The organism is Pseudoalteromonas sp. MEBiC 03607 (genome assembly GCF_004792295.1).
In the GTDB taxonomy this organism is placed as follows: domain Bacteria; phylum Pseudomonadota; class Gammaproteobacteria; order Enterobacterales; family Alteromonadaceae; genus Pseudoalteromonas; species Pseudoalteromonas lipolytica_C.
On record NZ_SRRY01000001.1, the window covers coordinates 2,927,519 to 2,946,134 of the forward strand.

Below are 18,616 nucleotides of genomic sequence, written 5' to 3' on the forward strand. Positions count from 1 at the left end.
TATTGGCTGAAGTAAATGAGTCTTAGGGGCTCTGTAAATCCTCTCACAAAAATACAGGCCCTAAGAACTCCAGCGCTACCCGTTCAAAGGTATCCGTTTTGCAGCTATTGCTGCGAATCAGTTACTGCTTACGATGCGTTTTATAGTAAGCGATCAGTCCATTCGTTGAACTGTCATGCGGATGACTTACTGTGTCATCAAATAATTCAGCTTCAATTTTAGAAGCAAGTCCTTTACCTAGCTCTACACCCCACTGATCAAAAGAACAGATTTCTAAGATGATGCCTTGGCAGAAAATCTTGTGCTCATAAAGTGCAATTAAGCGACCAACTGTTTTTGCATCAACCTTGTCTAATAACATTGAGGTTGTTGGGCGATTACCCTGATGAATCTTGTGATTCAATAATTCTGCAATTTCTGCTTCAGATTTACCTTTTGCGGTTAAATCAGCAGTTACTTGCTCTGCATCAACACCAGCCATCATTGCTTCGGTTTGTGCAAAGAAGTTTGATAATAAGATATCATGGTGCTTACCAACATTTACTTGCGGCTCAATTGAGGCAATAAAGTCAGCTGGTACAATTACATTACCTTGGTGCAGACATTGGTAAAATGCGTGTTGGCCGTTAATACCAGTCATACCCCAAATAATAGGTACTGTTGTGTAAGACACTGTTTCACCATCAAAAGTAACGTGCTTACCGTTACTTTCCATCTCACCTTGCTGTAAATATGCAGGTAACATGTGTAATGCTTGGTCGTAAGGTAAAATAGCTTGCGCCGTATAACCTAAGAAACTCGTATTCCAAACACTTAAAAGCGCCATTAATAATGGTACGTTGTTTTCAAATTCAGCATTTTTAAAATGCTCATCAATTTCAAACGCACCCTCTAAGATTTCTTCAAATGCTTCAAAGCCTAAATACAAGGCAATTGGTAAGCCTATCGCACTCCATAATGAAAAGCGACCGCCTACCCAATCCCACATTGTGAATACGTTTTCATCAGCGATGCCAAAAGCTGCTGTTTTCTCTAAATTTGTACTAACAGCAACAAAGTGCTTAGCAATGTGCTCTTGAGCCTGTGCCGTTTGCAAAAACCATTCAACCGCTGATTTAGCATTAGTCATGGTTTCTGATGTTGTAAACGTTTTAGATGAAATAACAAATAACGTCGTTTCAGCGTCTAAACCTTGTAAAACTGATGCAATCTGAACACCATCAACATTTGATACGTAATGAACATTTAATGTGTCATCAGCGTAGGCTGCAAGCGCCTCAGTTGCCATTTGCGGGCCTAAATTTGAACCGCCTACACCAATTGCAACGACATCTTTCACCGCTTTACCTGTGTAGCCTAACCACTCGCCACTGCGAACCTTGCTAACGAACGCTTTCATTTTAGCAAGCTCAGCGTTTACTGCGTCTGTTACGTTTTCACCATCAACCATTATAGCTGTATTAGCACGGTTACGAAGTGCAGTATGAAGTACAGCACGGTCTTCAGTAATGTTAATTTTTTCACCACTGAACATTTTTTCGCGCCATGCGCTAATGTCACACTCTTTCGCTAAAGAGATTAATTGTTCAAAAACTGTTTTATCAATTTGTTGCTTCGAGTAATCGAATAATACGCCTGGGATCTGAGCTGAGAATTGCTCGAAACGCGTGCTATCTTTGGCAAATAAATCTTTAAGATGAATTTGTTTCATCTTCTTGGCACTTTCAGATAGTGCTTGCCAACTAGCTAATTGCGAACGGCTGCTCATATATATAATCCCCTCAAAACTTGCAACAAACTGATTTTTAACTATCTTTTTATTAATGTTGAATAAAGACAGCAATTAAAAACACGATGAAAATTAACACTAAGTTAAAATGACAACGCTGTCAATGTTCTACTTTTACATTTTATAGTCGAGATAATAGCGCAATTTTTCTCTTTTGACACCGGTATCATAAAAATTATCTCAATTATTTTACTGCTAATTTGGTAGAACATTAGATACACTAACTAACTTATATTAAATATTAATGTACCTATTAAGAAAAAGCGCTCTGGTGAACACTTTTCGATATTATTATAATACAAATATAACTAACTATAAAGTAACTGTATGAAAGTAACCATAAATGATGTAGCCAAACTCGCTGGTGTTTCAATGAAAACTGTTTCGCGAGTGATCAATAAAGAGCCATCTGTCAGAAAAAAAACGTACGACATAGTGATGGACGCTGTAAACACGTTGAACTATCAGCCAAACCTTGCAGCTCGTAACCTTGCAGGCACATCGTCTTTTACTGTTGGTCTGGTATATGACAACCCCAATGCATACTATGTTATCGACATGCAAAATGGGGTGCTATCACGCTGCAAAGAAGAAGGCTATGAGTTGGTTATTCATCCATGCAGCTATCTTGATGCGAATATGCAAGAAGACTTTAAAACCATGATCAAGCGCTCGCGTTTGGCAGGCCTTGTATTAACGCCACCTCTTTCAGAGCAAAACAGTATCATAGAAATGCTTGACGAAATGGGCATTCATTATGTGCGTGTGCTTTCTGGTCGTCCTACAGAGGAAGATCAAGACACCTGTATTTATGTAAATGACTACGCGGCAGCGTACGAAATTACTGCTCACCTACTCTCGCTTGGTCATAAAAATATCGGCTTTTTATGCGGCGACAAAGAACATAAATCAACAACTGAACGCTTAGAGGGTTATCAGGCTGCGCTAAGGGATCACAACATCCCATTGAATGATGATCTGATCTACGAAGGCCAATATTCTTTTGAATCTGGTGTTGAAGGTGCAAAAGCATTGCTTGGTGAGAATAACCCGAAAAACATTACAGCCTTACTTGGCGGAAACGATGAGATGGCTGCGGGTGCGTTATTTGCTTCACGATTAATGGGCATTGAAATTCCACAGCAACTCTCTATCACTGGTTTCGAAGACTCGCCATTCTCGCGTCAAACTTGGCCGAAACTAACAACAGCCCATCAAGCGAATGATGTGATTTCACAGCATGCCGCTCGGTTATTGTTTAGAAAAACCCGTGGTGCACGTAATCAAGATAAAGACATCATCACGACCTTTACCCCTTCATTAGTGGTACGGGAAAGCTCAGGCCCAACCTCAGCTTAATTTATTCAAGTTACGAAAAAGCCGCTATTTAGCGGCTTTTTTGTTTGATGAATGAATTGTTCTGATACCAATCAAAACAATGCTAAACCGCCATTTAAGTTATACACATTTTCAAAACCTAACTGCGACAAATTGTTTGCGGCTTGTTTTGAACGGTTACCACTACGACACACCAAAATGTAGTTATGTGCTTTATCAAGCTGCCCTTGGACTATAGCATTAGCCATACGGCTTAATGGAATGTTGATCACTTTGCTATCTGCAACTGTGAATAACTCAGCTAAATTATTCGCACCATGTTCATAAGGTTCGCGCGTATCGATAAGGTAAGTTGCCTTGTCGTCTAACATTGCTTTAGCGTCGGTTGCTGCTAGCTGTTTCATCGGCGCACTTTCAAGTGTTTCAACATAGCCACATAAAGAGTGACTCTCTGCATGCTTTTGTTCATCCGCTTGTTGCTTTAACTCAACAAACTGAACATCTGATACTTGCTCATTTAATAGTTTTGCTAATAATGGCGTCGTTGCTTTTTGTGCGTGCCAATCCATTGCAAAGCATTGTTGATAATCATGACCTGAACAAATCACTGTTGAATCTGTGATTGCCATTTCAAGCTGTTTTAGTGATTGTGCCATTTTTGCTGCATCGCCACCGCTAATTGCCGTGTTACCTAAGCCACCTGGTAAGATTAAATCACCACAGAAACAATAGCTGACCTCACCACTTTGCGTATCTGCTAATAAATAGCTAACACTGTCTTCACTGTGACCCGGTGTCGCTATTTTGCTTAAGCGTGCATCGCTTAATTCGATGGTTGCTGAATCTTTAGGCCAGCCAAGTTCATCTATCTCATTGGCAACATAACGCTCTGCGAGCTCTTTGGTTAGTAAACAACGAGCTGATAAACGCTCTTGGTGATTATGCGTATCTAAAATCGCTTTTACTGTTAGACCTTGTGTCGCGACAATTTTTGCCATGCGCGGGATAAGCTCAATGATAGGATCAATCACCACTGCGTTTTTATCGCAATCAACATACAACCAACAACATGCCGCTTGATGACGTAGCTGTGTTAAGCCAATCGCACAGACTTCTTGCTGAGGCGATGTGCTATCAGAGACAACTAGGCAGTTAGCTTCTAGAATCGGTTTTAAAGAACGGATTTTTTCACAGGCAAAGTCAATTTCTTGTTGGCTTGCAGCTGGGCCAAACGACATACGAATCGCATTTTCACTTTGCCAATTACTAGCGCCCATTGCATCAAGAACAAAGCTGCGATTAGCACCAGAGCTACATGCAGAGCCACCGCTTACTCGGATGCCCGCAGCATCAAATAAGTCCATCACTTCTTTACTGGTTAGTTCATCAACTGCAAAGTTTAACGTAGTGGGCACTGAATGCTCAAAACTATGGTTAAAAGTAATACTACCAAACGTATCTAAGAGAGCTGCATGTAACTGCTTACGATAATCATGCAACTGCTCAAGAGGCTTAAATGTCTGGTTTTGTTTATCAAGTAATAGTGAGAACAGTTTATTTAAACCAGCAATACCTGGTAAGTTCTCGGTGCCTGAGCGCATTCCGCTTTCTTGGCCGCCACCCGCTATAAATGGTGTGTACGCACTGCCTTTACGAATATACAGCACACCGATACCTTTCGGTGCATACAATTTATGACCAGAAAATGGCGCATAATCTATCGTTGTTTCGCTAAGTGCTAAATTGGTTTTTCCTAATGCTTGAACACAATCTACCATCCAGGCTACATTATTGTTCTCACTGCGAATTACTCGCTCAATGGCGGTTAAATCTTGGAACACACCGGTCTCGTTATTTACTGCCATAGTACAGATCATCAATGCATTAGCAGCATGTTCACGAATAAACTCAAGATCTAAAATACCGTTTTTATCAACTGGAATAGCTAAAACGCGTGCGTTGATATCAAGCACATTATTCCAATGCTTTAAGGTATTAGGCACCGCTTTATGTTCTGTAGCCCCATAAAGTAATACAGGGTTCTCGATTTGGTGATTTTTAGCAGCAATAAGCGTTGAAACAACCGCCGTTTGAATACCTTCGGTCGCACCTGAGGTAAATAAAATATCGCCATCGGTAGCACCTATCACTTCGCGTGCTTTGGTGCGTGTTTGTTCTAATAGGTGTTTAGCTTGAATACCTGTAATGTGAGAGCTCGATGGATTACCAAAGCAAACTTGCATCGTGTGCGAAACAACATCGGCAATGTCAGAAAGTACAGGAGTCGTTGCATTCGCATCTAAATAAATTTGTTGATTAGCATCGTCAGAAAGGAAAAAACTTGCCATGAAAAACGCACCATATTACTAAAAGATATATCTTATAACCTATTTTACAGTTTTCACGGCTAAATTATAATAATCAATTAGTCAGTAAAGTGCGTTTTCTATACTTTTTAAGACTAAGCTAGCGCTCAATCAACTCTTCTTTTTTAGATGACCATGCATTTATAAGTGCTTTTACTAATGAAGCTAGCGGGATTGCGAAGAACACCCCCCAAAATCCCCATAAACCACCAAAAAACAACACTGCAACAATTATAAACACCGGATTTAAGTCAACAGCTTCAGAGAAAAGTAAAGGCACTAACACATTGCCATCAAGTGCTTGAATTACACCATAGATGATTAGAATGGTCCAAAACTGCGTTTCTAAACCAAATTGGAACAACGCCACCGCAGCCACAGGAATAGTCACCAGTGCCGCCCCCACAAAGGGTATCAATACAGATAGACCAACCAAAACACCTAACAAGGCCGCGTAACGTAGATCTAAAACGGCAAAGGCGATAAAAGAAGCTGTACCAACAATTAAAATTTCAAATACCTTGCCGCGAATATAATTCATTATTTGCTGATTCATTTCTTGCCAAACTTGAATGATTAAGCGGCGCTGCTTAGGTAATAAACGTTCAGCACTTTGTGTAAGTTCTAACTTATCTTTAAGCATAAAGAACACAAGTAGCGGTACTAAAATCAAATAAATCAACCAAGCTGCCACATCTTTTATAGACGTTAATGACACTGATAGTACTAACTGACCAAACTCAATAGCTTTGGTTTCAACACTGGTAACAATTGATTTAACCTGATCTTCAGTGATCAAACTTGGGTAATCCTCAGGAAGATGTAAAAGCAGCGCTTTACCTTTTTCAATCATATAAGGGGTTTCTTGCACAAGGTTACTGGTTTGCTGCCAAAGCACAGGGCCCATGCCGACGATAATGGTGATCATTAAGCCACTAAACACTAACATGACAATAATTGTGGCAGTGAAGCGTTTTAAACCTAGCCTTTCTAAATGCGCTACAGGCCAATCCAGTAAATAAGCAATTACCAGTGCGACTAAAACAGGTACCAGTAAAGAGCCAAAAAAATAGAAAAATGCAAAGGTTGCAATTAACAGCAACAATAAGGTTACTGAATGGGGATCAGAAAATTTATTTTCGTACCAAGCTTTTACATATTCAAACACAAACGGGCTCCACGGTTAACACACCTAATTCTAGGTCAATTTCAAAATGGTAATGATGTTTTTCTAAAAAGCGCTGCATATCATCACTAGAATGTGCAGCATTAAATGTAAAAGTGACGGGTTGATTAACAGATTGTGCCTTATTTAACCCTAATTTAAACTGAATAAATTGTTGTGGGCACTTATAGTCCCTCAAATCAACCATTAACATAGCGAATCAACTGCGTTATTAATATGAATAATAAGTATAAGATGTCATCATCTTGGAAAAATAATCCTTTATAGTGAGAAGAACTCATTTTTTTCTTAAAACACGCAAAACAATAGTTTATCCTTAATCAATAACTGGTAGTAAAGGAAACACGATGCCTGGCTCGCATAATAAAGCGCAATTGCCTGCGAATCCAACTCTTAAAGAGATTAATTGGTATAAAAAACAAATAAACTGGGGGGAGTTGCCGCCATTTTACCATTTGGTAGCATCGTCAGTGAGTGAATCTGAGGGTATTTTAGATCATGGCTTTGACAATGCGGTAAAAAGATTAATAGATCCTAGAAATTGGAACCTTGAGCTACTAGGAGGCTACGAAACCGACATGGGTGAAATTGTCTGTGAGCAAAAGCCACGCATCGCATTGCACCAGAGCTTTACCGATCGAGGTTTCGAATTATGGGCCTACCCCTTTGCTAAAGATGTCACTGTTGACCAATACATCAAAGACAATCGATTTATGGAGTTTAGAGTCTGGGATCCGCATTCAATGAGGAACCTTATACGCTTTAATCAACTACACAAATTTATAGCTTTTTATTTTGAACGTGGCGATAAAGCTGATAAAGCCTTAATCTTACACGCACACAAAGTCGTACATAAAATCATAACTTTTTTACAACGGGAGTTGAACGTTGTTAAGCTAGACGGAGTCACAATAAAAGATTTCTATCAATTGTGTGAAAAAGATAGCCGAGCATGCAGCGACGAAATAGACATAGCAAAAGTCATGTTAGGTGAGCAAATCAACAAGGAATAAGATGCGACTAAAATCAGCCTTTATAACACTATGCAGTGCTTTACTAACATTTTCGATACTGCATAGTGAGCCGTTGAAGGCGCAAACTAATTTTAAGCTGCCCGATTTAGGGACCTCGGCTTTACAAGCCTTGCCTATTGAAAAAGAGCAAGCAATAGGCGAAGTAATGATGATGCAAATTCGTGGCTCATCACCCGTCGTCAATGATCCTGTGCTTGATGAATACCTAACGACATTAGGTCGTCGATTAGTTGCTAACGCAAACGATGTGCGTTTTCCCTTTTCATTTTTTTGGATAAACAACCCAGAAATAAATGCTTTTGCATTTTACGGGGGTCATGTGGGTGTTCACACAGGCCTCATCGCTCAAGCAGACAACGAAAGTCAGTTTGCCTCAGTGCTCGGCCATGAAATTGCCCACGTCACACAGCGCCATTTAGCGCGTCGTATTCAGCAGCAGCAAGATAACAGCGCACTTACTATTGCAGGCATGATTGCGGGGATATTAGCAACCGTTGTTGCTCCTGATGCTGGGATAGCGATTATTTCAGCAAACCAGACTCAAGCCGCATTTAGTCAACTTACTCATAGCCGTGCAGCTGAACAAGAAGCTGACCGCATCGGCATGCAAACTCTCAACAATGCAGGGTTTGATCCGCGCCAATCAAGCGAGTTTTTAACCAAGCTCGCTGCGCAAATTCGCTATAAATATAAGCCACCTGCATTTTTGCTTACCCACCCACTACCCGAAAGCCGGGTATCAGATGTGCGGTTACGTGCAGAGCAATACCCAAAGAGACATTACTCAGACAGTCTCGACTTCAACTTAGCCAAAAGCAGAGTTATAGCAAGGTATCACCAAAAACCTAAAGCGGCAGAAGATCTTTTCCGTAAGCTGATGCGTGATAATAGCGTACATAACGACACCGCCTTGAAATATGGATTGGGTATTAGTTTATTGGATCAAAAAAAGCTAGATGAAGCAGCCAGCATTCTTAATCCTCTGCTTGAGCAAGATCCAAAGAATTTATTTTATATCGATACCCACACCGACTTATTAATTGCCCAAGGTAAAGCCGATGAAGCGGTTGAGTTTTTAGCTAAGTTAGATATCGACAGACCTAACAATCAGGTTATCGCCCTTAACTACGCTAATGCCGCCATTGAAGCAAAACAATTTGATGTTGCTGAGCGTATTTTAAAGTCTTACTTACTCGCAAAGCCTGATCACAACCTTGCTAAAGAGCTCATTGCTGATGTGTACAAAAAACAAGAAAACATGGCCTCCTACCATGAAGCCCATGCAGATGTACTGGCCCAATATGGCGCTTATTTAAAAGCGGCCGATGAAATTCAAAAAGCGCTCAATTTTGTTGAACCCGAAGAGTTAGTAAAACAGCAGCGCTTAAAAGCCCTACTCACGCAATACCGACAGTTACAAAAAGAGCTTGCGAGGCTTTAAGTCTTGCACTGCTTGCCCTAAAATAAGCCAAATTATTAAAATCAGAGACCACGCTATGTCTGTAACTATTTACCACAACCCTCGTTGTTCTAAATCACGTGAAACCCTTGCCCTATTAGAAAGCAATAATGTGCAGCCAAGTGTTGTTGAATACCTTAAAACACCACTTAATGAACAACAAATTGCAACGCTTGTGACACAGCTAGGCTTTACCTCAGCGCGTGAGTTAATGCGCACAAAGGAAGATATCTACAAAGAGCTTGAACTGAAAAACGAGCAAGACGAGAACAAGTTAATTGCTGCGATGGCGGCCAATCCAAAACTGATCGAGCGCCCTATTGTTGAGAACAATGGCAAAGCTGCTCTAGGTCGTCCACCAGAAAACGTATTAAGCGTACTTTAATGGCTATAAACATTGTTGTGCTATACCACTCAAGCCATGGCTCTTTGGAAGCTATGGCACATGAGATAGCCGAGTCAATTGAGCAGCAAGGTGCTACAGCCCTACTACGCACATTTGTGCAGCGTCAGCCGCACGATATTGTGATCAGCAAAGATGATCTAATTAATTGCGATGGTTTGGCATTTGGCACCCCGACACGATTTGGCATGATGGCCTCACAAGCAAAGAGCTTCTGGGAAACCACCAGCGACTTATGGTTAAAAGGTCAATTAATCGACAAACCAGCTTGTGTGTTTTCGTCATCCAGTAGTATGCATGGTGGTAATGAAGCCACTTTATTAAATCTATCGCTGCCATTATTACACCACGGCATGATGTTGCTCGGTGTGCCTTATGAGGTGCCTGAATTACTCGCAACTGAAACTGGTGGAACGCCTTACGGGGCCAGTCATGTTGCTGGTAGCAACAACAGCAATGTATTAAGTAAAGACGAAATTAAAATATGCCAAAGTGTTGGAAAACGTTTGGCGCAAATTGCGAGTAAATTACAATGAGCGTGGACACTGAATTAAAACAGCCCGTAGCCAAAAAGCCTATCACTAAACGATTTCAACGTTTTGCGTTAATAGGTTATATTGGCTTATTAGTTTTGATGCCGATTTGGTTGTTTTTAATTGCCCCAAGAGAAGGACATAGCAATGCCTTTATCTTTGTAGTTTATATACTTCCCCTGCTGCTACCACTTAAAGGCATTATTCAAGATAAACCTTATACCTATGCATGGGCCAACTTCATCGTAATGTTCTATTTTATCCATGGTTTTACATTACTGTGGGTGGCACAAGAGCAGCTGATTTGGGTGTTACTTGAGTTAACCTTTGCCAGTCTGATGTTTATTGGCTGTACCTATTATGCACGCCACCGTGGACAAGAGCTTGGTCTTAAGATACGTAAATTAAAAGAAGAGCTGGCTGAAGAAAAAGCCGCTCACGAGCACCATAAATAATACCGATTCTTTTATCTAAAGATGAAACAAAAAACGGCAACCAAGGTTGCCGTTTTTTTATGTCATATTTGCTAATCGTTAACTAATCAGACTAACTCAGCTAAGGTTGCTAAAGCGACGATACTTGCCAGACCAACTTGCCCGATTAAGCTAAGTAACGAGAACATTCTTAATAAGAAAAGTCCCCATGGATGGCGTATATGCGGGTAAAGTGCGCATCGCTTCAAACTGGTAGCAAAGAAAAAGCACAGAATAGAAACCAACGTAAAGCTAAGTGTTAACTCACTTTTAATGGCAATACTATCATCAAAGAAGAAAAACAATTGCACAGGAAATAGCAAGGTAACTATGGCGTGCAAGAGGTGCACTTTTTTAACGCGGTCAAACTGCCCTTCAGGCGAAAGCTCTTTAATCCCGAAGTCATGTTCAAGAACCTTGACTAAATTATCAGCTTTGATACTCACAGCTAACCGATAACAACTTAAGCCATCTTTATTGCGTACTCTGAAGTCAAAACCATTTTTGAGTAACAAAACGAGTAAAGGCGCATTTTCAGCGAACACTGCGTAATGAAGAGCTGTGTTGCCTTTATTGTCTTGAATGGTTTTATCTTGGTGCTCAAGCAGGGTTTCAACAACATTGACATACCCTTTCTCTGTTGCCCACATAAAAGCTGTTTTACCATTCTCATCAGCTAGGGTGCCAGTAGCCCCTTGTTCAATAAAGCGCTTAGCCATGGTTTGTTTGGCGCTTTCATGGCTTAAGTGAGCAAGCAATGCTTGTTCTAAAAGAGACACCGAATCAACATCCGGAGAGATCAATTTAAGTAACGTGAAATAATCCTCACCGTGCGCAACTTTTTCAGCGGCTAACGCAGTTAACTGCTCTAAATCAGCCACAGAGTCAGGGATAAATCCGCTAAAACGTTCTCTAAAGTCTACTTCGGTCCAAAGAGTCAGCACATCTTCTGCAGACATCTTAGCCCCTTGCTCCAAGACATGCTCAATAACCGTAAAGTATCGGCGATTAAATAACTGTTGAATCAATGTAATGGGCGTTTTTACCGCTGATTGGGCAAATGCACTTGCGTATTTTTCTAAACGCTGGCACAACATCAGCACTAAGCTCTCAGGAGTATATTCATTTTCTAAAAAGTGCTGTTTCATCGCATTGATATAGTTCAATGCAGCTTCGTCAAACTCAGAAATATGTTGAAAATAGCACTCTTCGAATGGATCTAGTGGAGTTAACCAAGAAAGATAATAAATAGGCGGAAGGACTGTTGCACAGACACCATCATCTTCATTGGTTGAACGACATGCAGGCCAAGCTTCTAAAGCGTCTAAAATATAAGCCCCGTTTTGCTCAGCTAATCCTTTGATCAGTAACGGGTACTCCTTTGGCCAAATTAGTACATTTTCCATTAAAACAACACAACTCCGCTCACGCATTATTAGGTGACTTATTAAGCTCTACGTTATAGCAAAAACTAACTGACACTGAGCTTAATAATGAAACAAAACAACGAGTATCTAATTCGATACTTCAAGATGAAAAAACTAGCTTGATTCTACCACAGAGGGCAATTGGTGCTAGCGCAAAGTAGGTGATTTTTAAAGAAAATAGAAAAGCAGTGGTACATTGGTAATACTCACTGCTTGGTTGGAGACTGCTACTTACTTGCTAACTCTTGAGTCACTTTATCAATGCCCACTTGGCTGATACGTTGAAGTACTTCTTTTTGCTTAGCACTTAATAAAGAAATACCTTCAGCAACAATATCGTATACCTTCCATTGCTTGTCTTTACCTTGGCGAAGTTTAAAGTGTAAATCAATAGTCGGCGCATTATCATCAATGATCTGAGTTTTTACCGTTGCATATCCGTCATCTATCAACTGTGATGGATCGAACACTACTTTTTGCCCAGTGTATTTCATCAATGCACCCGCATAAGTTACTGTTAAGTAATGCTCTACAGCTGCGATAAAATCGATTGCTTGCTCACGGCGTAACCCTTTTATGTGTTTACCCAACAACTTATATGATACGAACTTGGTATCCATATGGGGCAGCAAACGTTTTTCAACAATACTAGCCATTGCCTCAGTGCTAGCGTCACCTTTGGAGTTTACATTAGCAATATCAACAAATAAGTCTGCTGTGACTGACTCTAACAATTGCTTTGGCGAACGGTCTTCGCTAGCAAACACGCTTGTAGTAAGTAACGTTGCAATTAGCAAAAGTGAGTTAACTAATTTGGTCATCATCGTATTCGCTTGTGATTGAAAATTTCCGCCAATATACCGATATTGAAACCACAAAAAAAGAAACAATACGTCAACGTTTTAATGCCAAATTGGCATCAATCGGTTTTTACCAAGTTTTTCAATGGATTGCTTAAAAAAGCGAGAATATGCACAAGTTCTGTGTGTTTACGCACATTGAAAAAGCAATGTCACCACCCCTATCTACTTGCTCAAAGTCATAGTAAGAATTACCGATATGAAATTAAAACACCCACTAAAAGCACTTGCACTAAGCACAGCATTACTATTAGCACCATCGATTGATGCCGCCCAAAATCATGGCTATGCCATTGATTATATTCAAGGTGAAGGCGATGTGAAAGGGTTAAAGCTTGCCTATCAATACCATTTACCAAACGAAAAACTGCCTTTTGAACATGCTCGGGTATACTTCGAATCAAGCTTTAATGTTTGGCAGTATGGCAAAGACAACAGACATCAAACGAATATCGTGTTAGCTATCTCTCCAGTGATCCAATACCCGGCGTTTAATGTGAAAAACATACCTGTTCATGTGGAGTTTGGTATTGGGGTTTCACTGTTGGATGACACCCATTTTGCAGGCAAAAATGTTAGTACTCACTACCAGTTTGAGGACAGATTAGGATTAGTGGCAGACCTAGGAAACAACACAAGCTTAGCACTCAGGTATTTACACTATTCCAACGCCGGATTTAAAAGCCCTAACCCTGGACTTGATTTTATTTCACTGTCTTATGCCAAACGATTTTAAGTGCTACTATTGTGCTGCATATATTTACAGGATTTCAAGATGGAAACATGGCAAATTATAGGCATTTTTGTTGCGGTATTTGGTGTAGTAATTGGTAACCTTATGTTGCTAAAACATGCTGCGAAAATGGACTTCAAGGTACCTAAAGATGAGACTGGTAAAGATAAAAAAAGCCCTGATGAATAATCAGGGCTTTTTTAAAAAGGCTTAGCTTATTTATACTAGCCAATGTGCCATTAAGACAATAACCGGTAATGTCACTAAGGTTCTCAAAATAAAGATGAAGAATAGCTCAATAATATTTACCGGAATTTTACTTCCTAAAAGCAAAGCACCGACTTCAGACATATAAATCAATTGCGTTACACTCATTGCTGCAATAATAAAACGTGTAACGTCACTTTCGATACTACCTGCAGCAAGAATTGATGGAATAAACATATCTGCAAAACCAACCATAATAGTTTGTGCTGCAGCTTCGGCTTCAGGTACTTGAAGAAGCTCTAAAAATGGTACAAATGGTTTACCCATATACTCAAATATCGGCGTGTATTCAGCAATGATCAGAGCAAATGTGCCCACCGCCATAACCACAGGTAATACTGCGAATACCATATCAAATGCGTTGTGCAGACCTTCTTTAACTGTACCTACAAAGCCCGGCGCAGTGCGCGCTTTAGCGAATGCGACATCTAACGAATGCGAAATTAAGGTTTTACCTTCAGGTACCAACTCAGCATCTTTATCGGGCTCGCTACCATCAAAATATAAATCTTTCTTAAAACGTAATGGTGGTAAACGAGGCACAATTAGTGCTGCCACTAAACCGGCTAAACATACAGTTAAATAAAACGGTGCAAATAAGTGCTCAAGCTTTACTTGACCAATAACAACTAAACAAAAGGTAATTGATACAGCTGAGAAAGTGGTACCAATAATGGCAGCTTCGCGTTGTGTATAGTGTTTATCTTCATACTGACGAGCGGTCATCAAAATACCCACACTACCGTCACCTAACCAAGATGCCACACAGTTGACTGCACTTCGACCTGGCACACCAAAAAGTGGGCGCATCACTTTAGTTAATAAGGTACCCACTAGCTCAAGTAGACCGAAGTTTAATAATAACGGTAATAATAATCCCGCTAAAACAAACACAGAAAACAACACGGGCAATAAGTCGTTTAACACCAATGCACCGGTATTACCGGAAATAATCATTTCTGGCCCTTGTTTTGTGTAGGTCAGAATAATAAATACCATCCCCAGTAATCGAACACTCAGCCAAAGCCAACTAACATCAAATAAATGTTTAATTATAAAGTACTTAAGTAATGGCTGTGGTTTAAACAGCTTTATCACTAAAGATAAAATACCGGTGATACAAACAATACTGGTAATCAAACCCAGTGCAAAAGGTGCAATCCATTGTTGCACTGCTTTTGCCATAACAGCAATTGGGATGGTCATTGCTTCACCTATGGGTACCGGCGTCATGAATAAGAAGACACCTATAAGTGAAGGAACGAAAAAGGTGAACAAGGTTCGCATGTCGATGCGATTTGTTGCGTTTAAGTTAGACATATTTTCAACCTGTAGAAACCACAAAAAGAGCGGCTAGGCTCTTTTTGTGGTGGTTTAATTTTTTTAATTATTAAATATTAATTCCACGCTGACGCAGCGCGTTTTCTAATGCTTGTTGTAGGTCATTCATTGTACCAGGCTCTAGCGTAGCACCTTGCGAATCCATCCAAGTTAAACTTGTACCACCATCATTAGTGCGGCTAACGAGAATTTGGTACTGGCCATCTTCAATTGGTAACTCAGCAACTTCTTCGCCCCAAATTGAATCCCAAACACTTGACTCTGGCTTTTTATAATCAGCAGTGATCAAACCACGCTCTTGGTCAATCTCAACAATTGTGAAAGATAAACGCTCTAAGAAACCAGAAAAACGATCGAATACCATGCTGTATTCTTGCTCAGTTACAAGCGCAGCGTTGCCTTTGTTATCAAAGCCCATTTCAAGAGAAATAATGCCTTGTTGCTTACGCATTTCCACTTCTAACTGACGGTAGCGGTAATCAAACTCAGCAATAATCTGGTTAAGAGCACGCACTTCTAGTTGTTGCTGTAAAAGTGGCGTCAATTGTTGTGAACCGCTTTTATAATCAACAAGTTTTGAGGTTAAAGAAGCTGTACGTTGATGCGACTTCTCTTCAATTGTAAATAAAAAGCGTTGTTGAGATACTTCTTTTTCACTTTCCCAAAACCAACCATCTTCAGGTTTAATAATTGTATACCAGCCTGTTTCGATGCTATTTGTTGCTTTGTCAGCTTTTTCTACAGAAGTGTTTTTCTCTGCTAATACCGCTTTTATAGAGTCCCAAATGAATGTATCTAGATCTTCAATACCATCATTTTTATCAAAATAAACCCGAGCTAATTTATCACCTTCTTCCACCCAAGTTCCTTGCGCGATGGTAATAACCTGTGCTGGCGGACGATAATTTTTTGCTTCAGGGTTGTTGTCGTATTGTGCAACATCCATTTTGTAAGTCGGATCTTGAGTCGGTTGCGCAAGGCCTGCTGGCGCTTTGACCGGTTCATTTGCACGATAATTACGCTTATGGTGTGCTTCATCAGTGAACACACTGCATCCTGTTAAACTTACCATTACGCTTACAGCAAGCGCCTTTGAGATCCAATACTGCACAGATATTTCTCCTTAGCAAACCCTTAATTTTTTAACAAATATATGAGTGGGTAATGCCGATTTGGTTCACTGTAAAATCATTTATAACTTTACATTTATTGTTTTTATGCAAATAACCCGAGCAATTTGGGTTAACGCGTCATGTATATGTTTACTTATCGCCTTGCAAAATTTTAACTATGGTACTTTCTGATGCCCCTAAAAACAAGAAAGAGCACACTTTATTAACGGCTTAATTAATCGCAGCTACCGTTAATGATGTTAATTATGGTAAACTTCGCCGCCGTGCAGTATTAAACTCACGTGAAATCAAGGCTTATTGGCTTATACCCATTGGTATTATTTAATTACTAGGTACTTAAAATTCCATGACTGCTTTTTCAAATCATCAGATAGTGCTCACAGCGATTGGCGAAGACAGGCCCGGTATCGTTAGCGAATTAACTCAGCTAGTGAGTGATTGTCATTGCAATATTATTGACAGTCGCATTGCTATCTTGGGTAATGAATTTACTTTTATTATGTTATTAGCAGGCGATATGTCTGCAATTAGCCGAATCGAGCATACCTTGCCTACAAAAGGAATGGAACTTGGTTTATTAACCATGATGAAACGCACAGCAAGTCATATTGCATGTGAATTTTGTGCCGGTTACACCCTTGAATATACGGGTATCGACACTCCGGGTACATTAAGCAAAGTTACTCGTTTTTTTGCTGACAACAACATCAGCATTTGTTCACTTAAGTCAGACACTTATGAAGAAGACAATGAACTAAAAATGCGCTGTGAACTAGAGTTTAATATCCCTGTCGACGTTGATATTGATAATTTTAAAGTGAGCTTTGAAGATCTTTCTCGTAGTTTGAACGTAGATTATATCTTTAGACGCATTCGTTAAGGAGCACAGTATGAAAAAAATTAATCCTCTACAAGCAGGTGACACAGCCCCTGCTTTTAGTCTACAAAATCAAAACGATGAAACAATCGTGTTAGCCGATTTATTAAAAGAGCAGCAAGTACTGGTTTATTTTTATCCGAAAGCATCAACACCAGGTTGTACTGTACAAGCAGAGAACTTACGTGACGAAAAAGCTGAGCTTGCTAAATTTAACACCCGTATCGTTGGTATCAGTCCAGACCCAATCAAGCGTTTAAAAAACTTTGAAACCAAAAAAGAGCTGAACTTTGATTTATTAGCTGATGAAGATCATGCCATTGCAGATGCTTTTGGTATATGGGGCTATAAGAAGTTTATGGGTAAAGAATACGAAGGAATTCATCGTATTAGCTTCCTTGTAGGTCAAGACGGTAAAATCAAACACGTGTTTGATAAGTTCAAAACCAAAGACCATCATCAGGTTGTTTTAGATTATCTCGCGCAAAACTAATTTTTAAACAAAAAGCGTTACTTTTGGTAACGCTTTTTGCTAAGAATACTATCTTCACGTACAAAAAACCCAGCAATCGAGCTGGGTTTGTAATTTTAAAGCAGCAAAACAGATTATTAATCCATGATGTCTTCAGGCATATCGCCACGAATTTGCTGCCAAATTTCACCTGTTTGATGGCCATATTTACGCATCATCGAAATTGCACCATCATGTTCACGTCGCTCAGCAAGTTCTGTTAGGTCTTTATAGAACTGACGTGCTAATTCGCGTGTACGTGAGTCAGAGAAGTAGTGACAGCCAATTTTAGAGTAAAAACCTTTAAAGCCATTTAGTATCAACACGTAAATACGGTTATTACCAGCCACAGCAAGCTCATGGTGAACTTTGTAATCATAATCAGCAAATGCCTGAGCGCTGTCTTCTAGCTCTTCGCTCTGCGAAAGAATTTCAATTACACGCTCAGGTGCTAATTTAATAGCTGCACGCGTGTAAATAGCACTGATATTGGTTCGTGCCGAAAGGAGCTGATCGGTAAGCTCTGGCATTTTATCTTCATCAAGACGTGCGAGTGTCTCTAAGATATTAAGACCAGACGTCTCCCAGAAATTATTAACACGTGTTGGTTTACCGTGTTGGATCGTTAGCCAGCCATCACGCGCTAAACGCTGAAGTACTTCACGTAAGGTTGTACGTGTTACACCAATCAGCTCTGACAATTCACGTTCTGCCGGAAGAATCGATCCCGGCGGAAAGTCACCATTCCAAATAGATTCAACAATGTATTCTTCAGCAAAACCTGCTGGGCTTTTCGCTTTAAAAATTCTCATTCATTTTCCACTTGAGTTAGCAACTTTTATTATCGCAATGTGCGAACAACCCACTGATTGTACCAGATGATCCG

The 18,616-nt window shown here is 40.0% G+C and carries 18 protein-coding genes; 10 read left to right on the forward strand and 8 right to left on the reverse strand.

Annotation, left to right across the window (positions count from 1 at the left end; all coding sequences use genetic code 11):
• Positions 1 to 121: 121 nt before the first annotated feature.
• On the reverse strand, positions 122 to 1,768 hold the full coding sequence (pgi, locus tag E5N72_RS13455) for a glucose-6-phosphate isomerase (RefSeq protein WP_135925487.1): 1,647 nt from the start codon (positions 1,766 to 1,768) through the stop codon (positions 122 to 124).
• Between the two features lie 348 nt (positions 1,769 to 2,116).
• Here pgi and E5N72_RS13460 point away from each other — a divergent pair, with 348 nt between their 5' ends.
• Complete coding sequence (locus E5N72_RS13460; RefSeq protein ID WP_135925490.1) at positions 2,117 to 3,148, forward strand: LacI family DNA-binding transcriptional regulator; 1,032 nt, start codon at positions 2,117 to 2,119, stop codon at positions 3,146 to 3,148.
• Positions 3,149 to 3,219: 71 nt separating this feature from the next.
• On the opposite strand, the gene E5N72_RS13465 is transcribed toward E5N72_RS13460, so the two are convergent.
• Entirely contained in the window at positions 3,220 to 5,475 is a 2,256-nt protein-coding gene (locus tag E5N72_RS13465) for an aminotransferase class V-fold PLP-dependent enzyme (RefSeq protein ID WP_135925492.1), read from the reverse strand.
• A gap of 118 nt (positions 5,476 to 5,593) precedes the next feature.
• Entirely contained in the window at positions 5,594 to 6,661 is a 1,068-nt protein-coding gene (locus E5N72_RS13470; RefSeq protein ID WP_135925495.1) for an AI-2E family transporter, read from the reverse strand.
• A gap of 365 nt (positions 6,662 to 7,026) precedes the next feature.
• On the opposite strand from E5N72_RS13470, the gene E5N72_RS13480 reads away from it, so the two are divergent.
• The 5 genes from E5N72_RS13480 to E5N72_RS13500 are packed head-to-tail and all read left to right on the forward strand — an operon-like array spanning position 7,027 to position 10,563.
• Positions 7,027 to 7,692: a hypothetical protein gene (locus E5N72_RS13480; RefSeq protein ID WP_135925500.1), complete on the forward strand. Its 666-nt coding sequence runs from the start codon at positions 7,027 to 7,029 to the stop codon at positions 7,690 to 7,692.
• Between the two features lies 1 nt (position 7,693).
• Entirely contained in the window at positions 7,694 to 9,154 is a 1,461-nt protein-coding gene (locus E5N72_RS13485; RefSeq protein ID WP_135925502.1) for a M48 family metalloprotease, read from the forward strand.
• 55 nt (positions 9,155 to 9,209) lie between these two features.
• Positions 9,210 to 9,557, forward strand: a complete 348-nt coding sequence (gene arsC / locus E5N72_RS13490) for an arsenate reductase (glutaredoxin) (protein WP_135925505.1) — start codon at positions 9,210 to 9,212, stop codon at positions 9,555 to 9,557.
• On the forward strand, positions 9,557 to 10,111 hold the full coding sequence (gene wrbA, locus E5N72_RS13495) for an NAD(P)H:quinone oxidoreductase (protein ID WP_135925508.1): 555 nt from the start codon (positions 9,557 to 9,559) through the stop codon (positions 10,109 to 10,111). The genes arsC and wrbA overlap by 1 nt, the downstream gene beginning before the upstream one ends.
• Complete coding sequence (locus E5N72_RS13500) at positions 10,108 to 10,563, forward strand: DUF2069 domain-containing protein (RefSeq protein ID WP_135925510.1); 456 nt, start codon at positions 10,108 to 10,110, stop codon at positions 10,561 to 10,563. The genes wrbA and E5N72_RS13500 overlap by 4 nt, the downstream gene beginning before the upstream one ends.
• Positions 10,564 to 10,649: 86 nt before the next feature.
• Here E5N72_RS13500 and E5N72_RS13505 read toward each other — a convergent pair whose 3' ends face one another.
• Both E5N72_RS13505 and E5N72_RS13510 read right to left on the reverse strand, forming a co-directional pair.
• A complete protein-coding gene (locus tag E5N72_RS13505; RefSeq protein WP_135925513.1) occupies positions 10,650 to 11,987 on the reverse strand; it encodes an ankyrin repeat domain-containing protein in 1,338 nt (445 codons plus the stop codon).
• A gap of 248 nt (positions 11,988 to 12,235) precedes the next feature.
• Complete coding sequence (locus E5N72_RS13510; protein WP_135926296.1) at positions 12,236 to 12,829, reverse strand: ABC transporter substrate-binding protein; 594 nt, start codon at positions 12,827 to 12,829, stop codon at positions 12,236 to 12,238.
• A gap of 238 nt (positions 12,830 to 13,067) precedes the next feature.
• Here E5N72_RS13510 and E5N72_RS13515 point away from each other — a divergent pair, with 238 nt between their 5' ends.
• The gene (locus tag E5N72_RS13515) at positions 13,068 to 13,604 is read left to right on the forward strand and encodes an acyloxyacyl hydrolase (RefSeq protein WP_135925515.1); all 537 of its coding nucleotides are present in this window, start codon (positions 13,068 to 13,070) and stop codon (positions 13,602 to 13,604) included.
• A gap of 39 nt (positions 13,605 to 13,643) precedes the next feature.
• Positions 13,644 to 13,790, forward strand: a complete 147-nt coding sequence (locus E5N72_RS13520) for a DUF2897 family protein (RefSeq protein WP_135925518.1) — start codon at positions 13,644 to 13,646, stop codon at positions 13,788 to 13,790.
• A 30-nt stretch (positions 13,791 to 13,820) separates the two neighbouring features.
• Here the strand turns inward: E5N72_RS13520 and E5N72_RS13525 are convergent, their stop codons facing one another.
• Entirely contained in the window at positions 13,821 to 15,188 is a 1,368-nt protein-coding gene (locus tag E5N72_RS13525) for a YjiH family protein (protein ID WP_135925521.1), read from the reverse strand.
• A 70-nt stretch (positions 15,189 to 15,258) separates the two neighbouring features.
• Positions 15,259 to 16,320 carry an outer membrane protein assembly factor BamC gene (gene bamC / locus E5N72_RS13530; protein ID WP_135925523.1) on the reverse strand — a complete coding sequence of 354 codons (1,062 nt, stop codon included), beginning with the start codon at positions 16,318 to 16,320 and terminating at the stop codon, positions 15,259 to 15,261.
• Positions 16,321 to 16,688: 368 nt separating this feature from the next.
• Here bamC and E5N72_RS13535 point away from each other — a divergent pair, with 368 nt between their 5' ends.
• Both E5N72_RS13535 and bcp read left to right on the forward strand, forming a co-directional pair.
• On the forward strand, positions 16,689 to 17,222 hold the full coding sequence (locus E5N72_RS13535) for an ACT domain-containing protein (RefSeq protein WP_135925526.1): 534 nt from the start codon (positions 16,689 to 16,691) through the stop codon (positions 17,220 to 17,222).
• A gap of 10 nt (positions 17,223 to 17,232) precedes the next feature.
• On the forward strand, positions 17,233 to 17,712 hold the full coding sequence (gene bcp, locus E5N72_RS13540) for a thioredoxin-dependent thiol peroxidase (protein ID WP_135925528.1): 480 nt from the start codon (positions 17,233 to 17,235) through the stop codon (positions 17,710 to 17,712).
• 116 nt (positions 17,713 to 17,828) lie between these two features.
• Here bcp and fadR read toward each other — a convergent pair whose 3' ends face one another.
• Positions 17,829 to 18,542: a fatty acid metabolism transcriptional regulator FadR gene (gene fadR / locus E5N72_RS13545; RefSeq protein ID WP_054561887.1), complete on the reverse strand. Its 714-nt coding sequence runs from the start codon at positions 18,540 to 18,542 to the stop codon at positions 17,829 to 17,831.
• Positions 18,543 to 18,616: the final 74 nt, after the last annotated feature.

Excerpts from the sequence above, each read along its gene's own strand:
- E5N72_RS13520 (WP_135925518.1), top strand. The coding sequence starts at position 13,644 with ATGGAAACATGGCAAATTATAGGCATTTTTGTTGCGGTATTTGGTGTA.
- E5N72_RS13525 (WP_135925521.1), bottom strand. The coding sequence starts at position 15,188 with ATGTCTAACTTAAACGCAACAAATCGCATCGACATGCGAACCTTGTTC.
- arsC (WP_135925505.1), top strand. The coding sequence starts at position 9,210 with ATGTCTGTAACTATTTACCACAACCCTCGTTGTTCTAAATCACGTGAA.
- E5N72_RS13505 (WP_135925513.1), bottom strand. The coding sequence starts at position 11,987 with ATGGAAAATGTACTAATTTGGCCAAAGGAGTACCCGTTACTGATCAAA.
- E5N72_RS13460 (WP_135925490.1), top strand. The coding sequence starts at position 2,117 with ATGAAAGTAACCATAAATGATGTAGCCAAACTCGCTGGTGTTTCAATG.
- E5N72_RS13480 (WP_135925500.1), top strand. The coding sequence starts at position 7,027 with ATGCCTGGCTCGCATAATAAAGCGCAATTGCCTGCGAATCCAACTCTT.
- bcp (WP_135925528.1), top strand. The coding sequence starts at position 17,233 with ATGAAAAAAATTAATCCTCTACAAGCAGGTGACACAGCCCCTGCTTTT.
- pgi (WP_135925487.1), bottom strand. The coding sequence starts at position 1,768 with ATGAGCAGCCGTTCGCAATTAGCTAGTTGGCAAGCACTATCTGAAAGT.
- E5N72_RS13465 (WP_135925492.1), bottom strand. The coding sequence starts at position 5,475 with ATGGCAAGTTTTTTCCTTTCTGACGATGCTAATCAACAAATTTATTTA.
- E5N72_RS13510 (WP_135926296.1), bottom strand. The coding sequence starts at position 12,829 with ATGACCAAATTAGTTAACTCACTTTTGCTAATTGCAACGTTACTTACT.
- wrbA (WP_135925508.1), top strand. The coding sequence starts at position 9,557 with ATGGCTATAAACATTGTTGTGCTATACCACTCAAGCCATGGCTCTTTG.
- E5N72_RS13535 (WP_135925526.1), top strand. The coding sequence starts at position 16,689 with ATGACTGCTTTTTCAAATCATCAGATAGTGCTCACAGCGATTGGCGAA.
- E5N72_RS13485 (WP_135925502.1), top strand. The coding sequence starts at position 7,694 with ATGCGACTAAAATCAGCCTTTATAACACTATGCAGTGCTTTACTAACA.
- E5N72_RS13500 (WP_135925510.1), top strand. The coding sequence starts at position 10,108 with ATGAGCGTGGACACTGAATTAAAACAGCCCGTAGCCAAAAAGCCTATC.
- E5N72_RS13515 (WP_135925515.1), top strand. The coding sequence starts at position 13,068 with ATGAAATTAAAACACCCACTAAAAGCACTTGCACTAAGCACAGCATTA.
- fadR (WP_054561887.1), bottom strand. The coding sequence starts at position 18,542 with ATGAGAATTTTTAAAGCGAAAAGCCCAGCAGGTTTTGCTGAAGAATAC.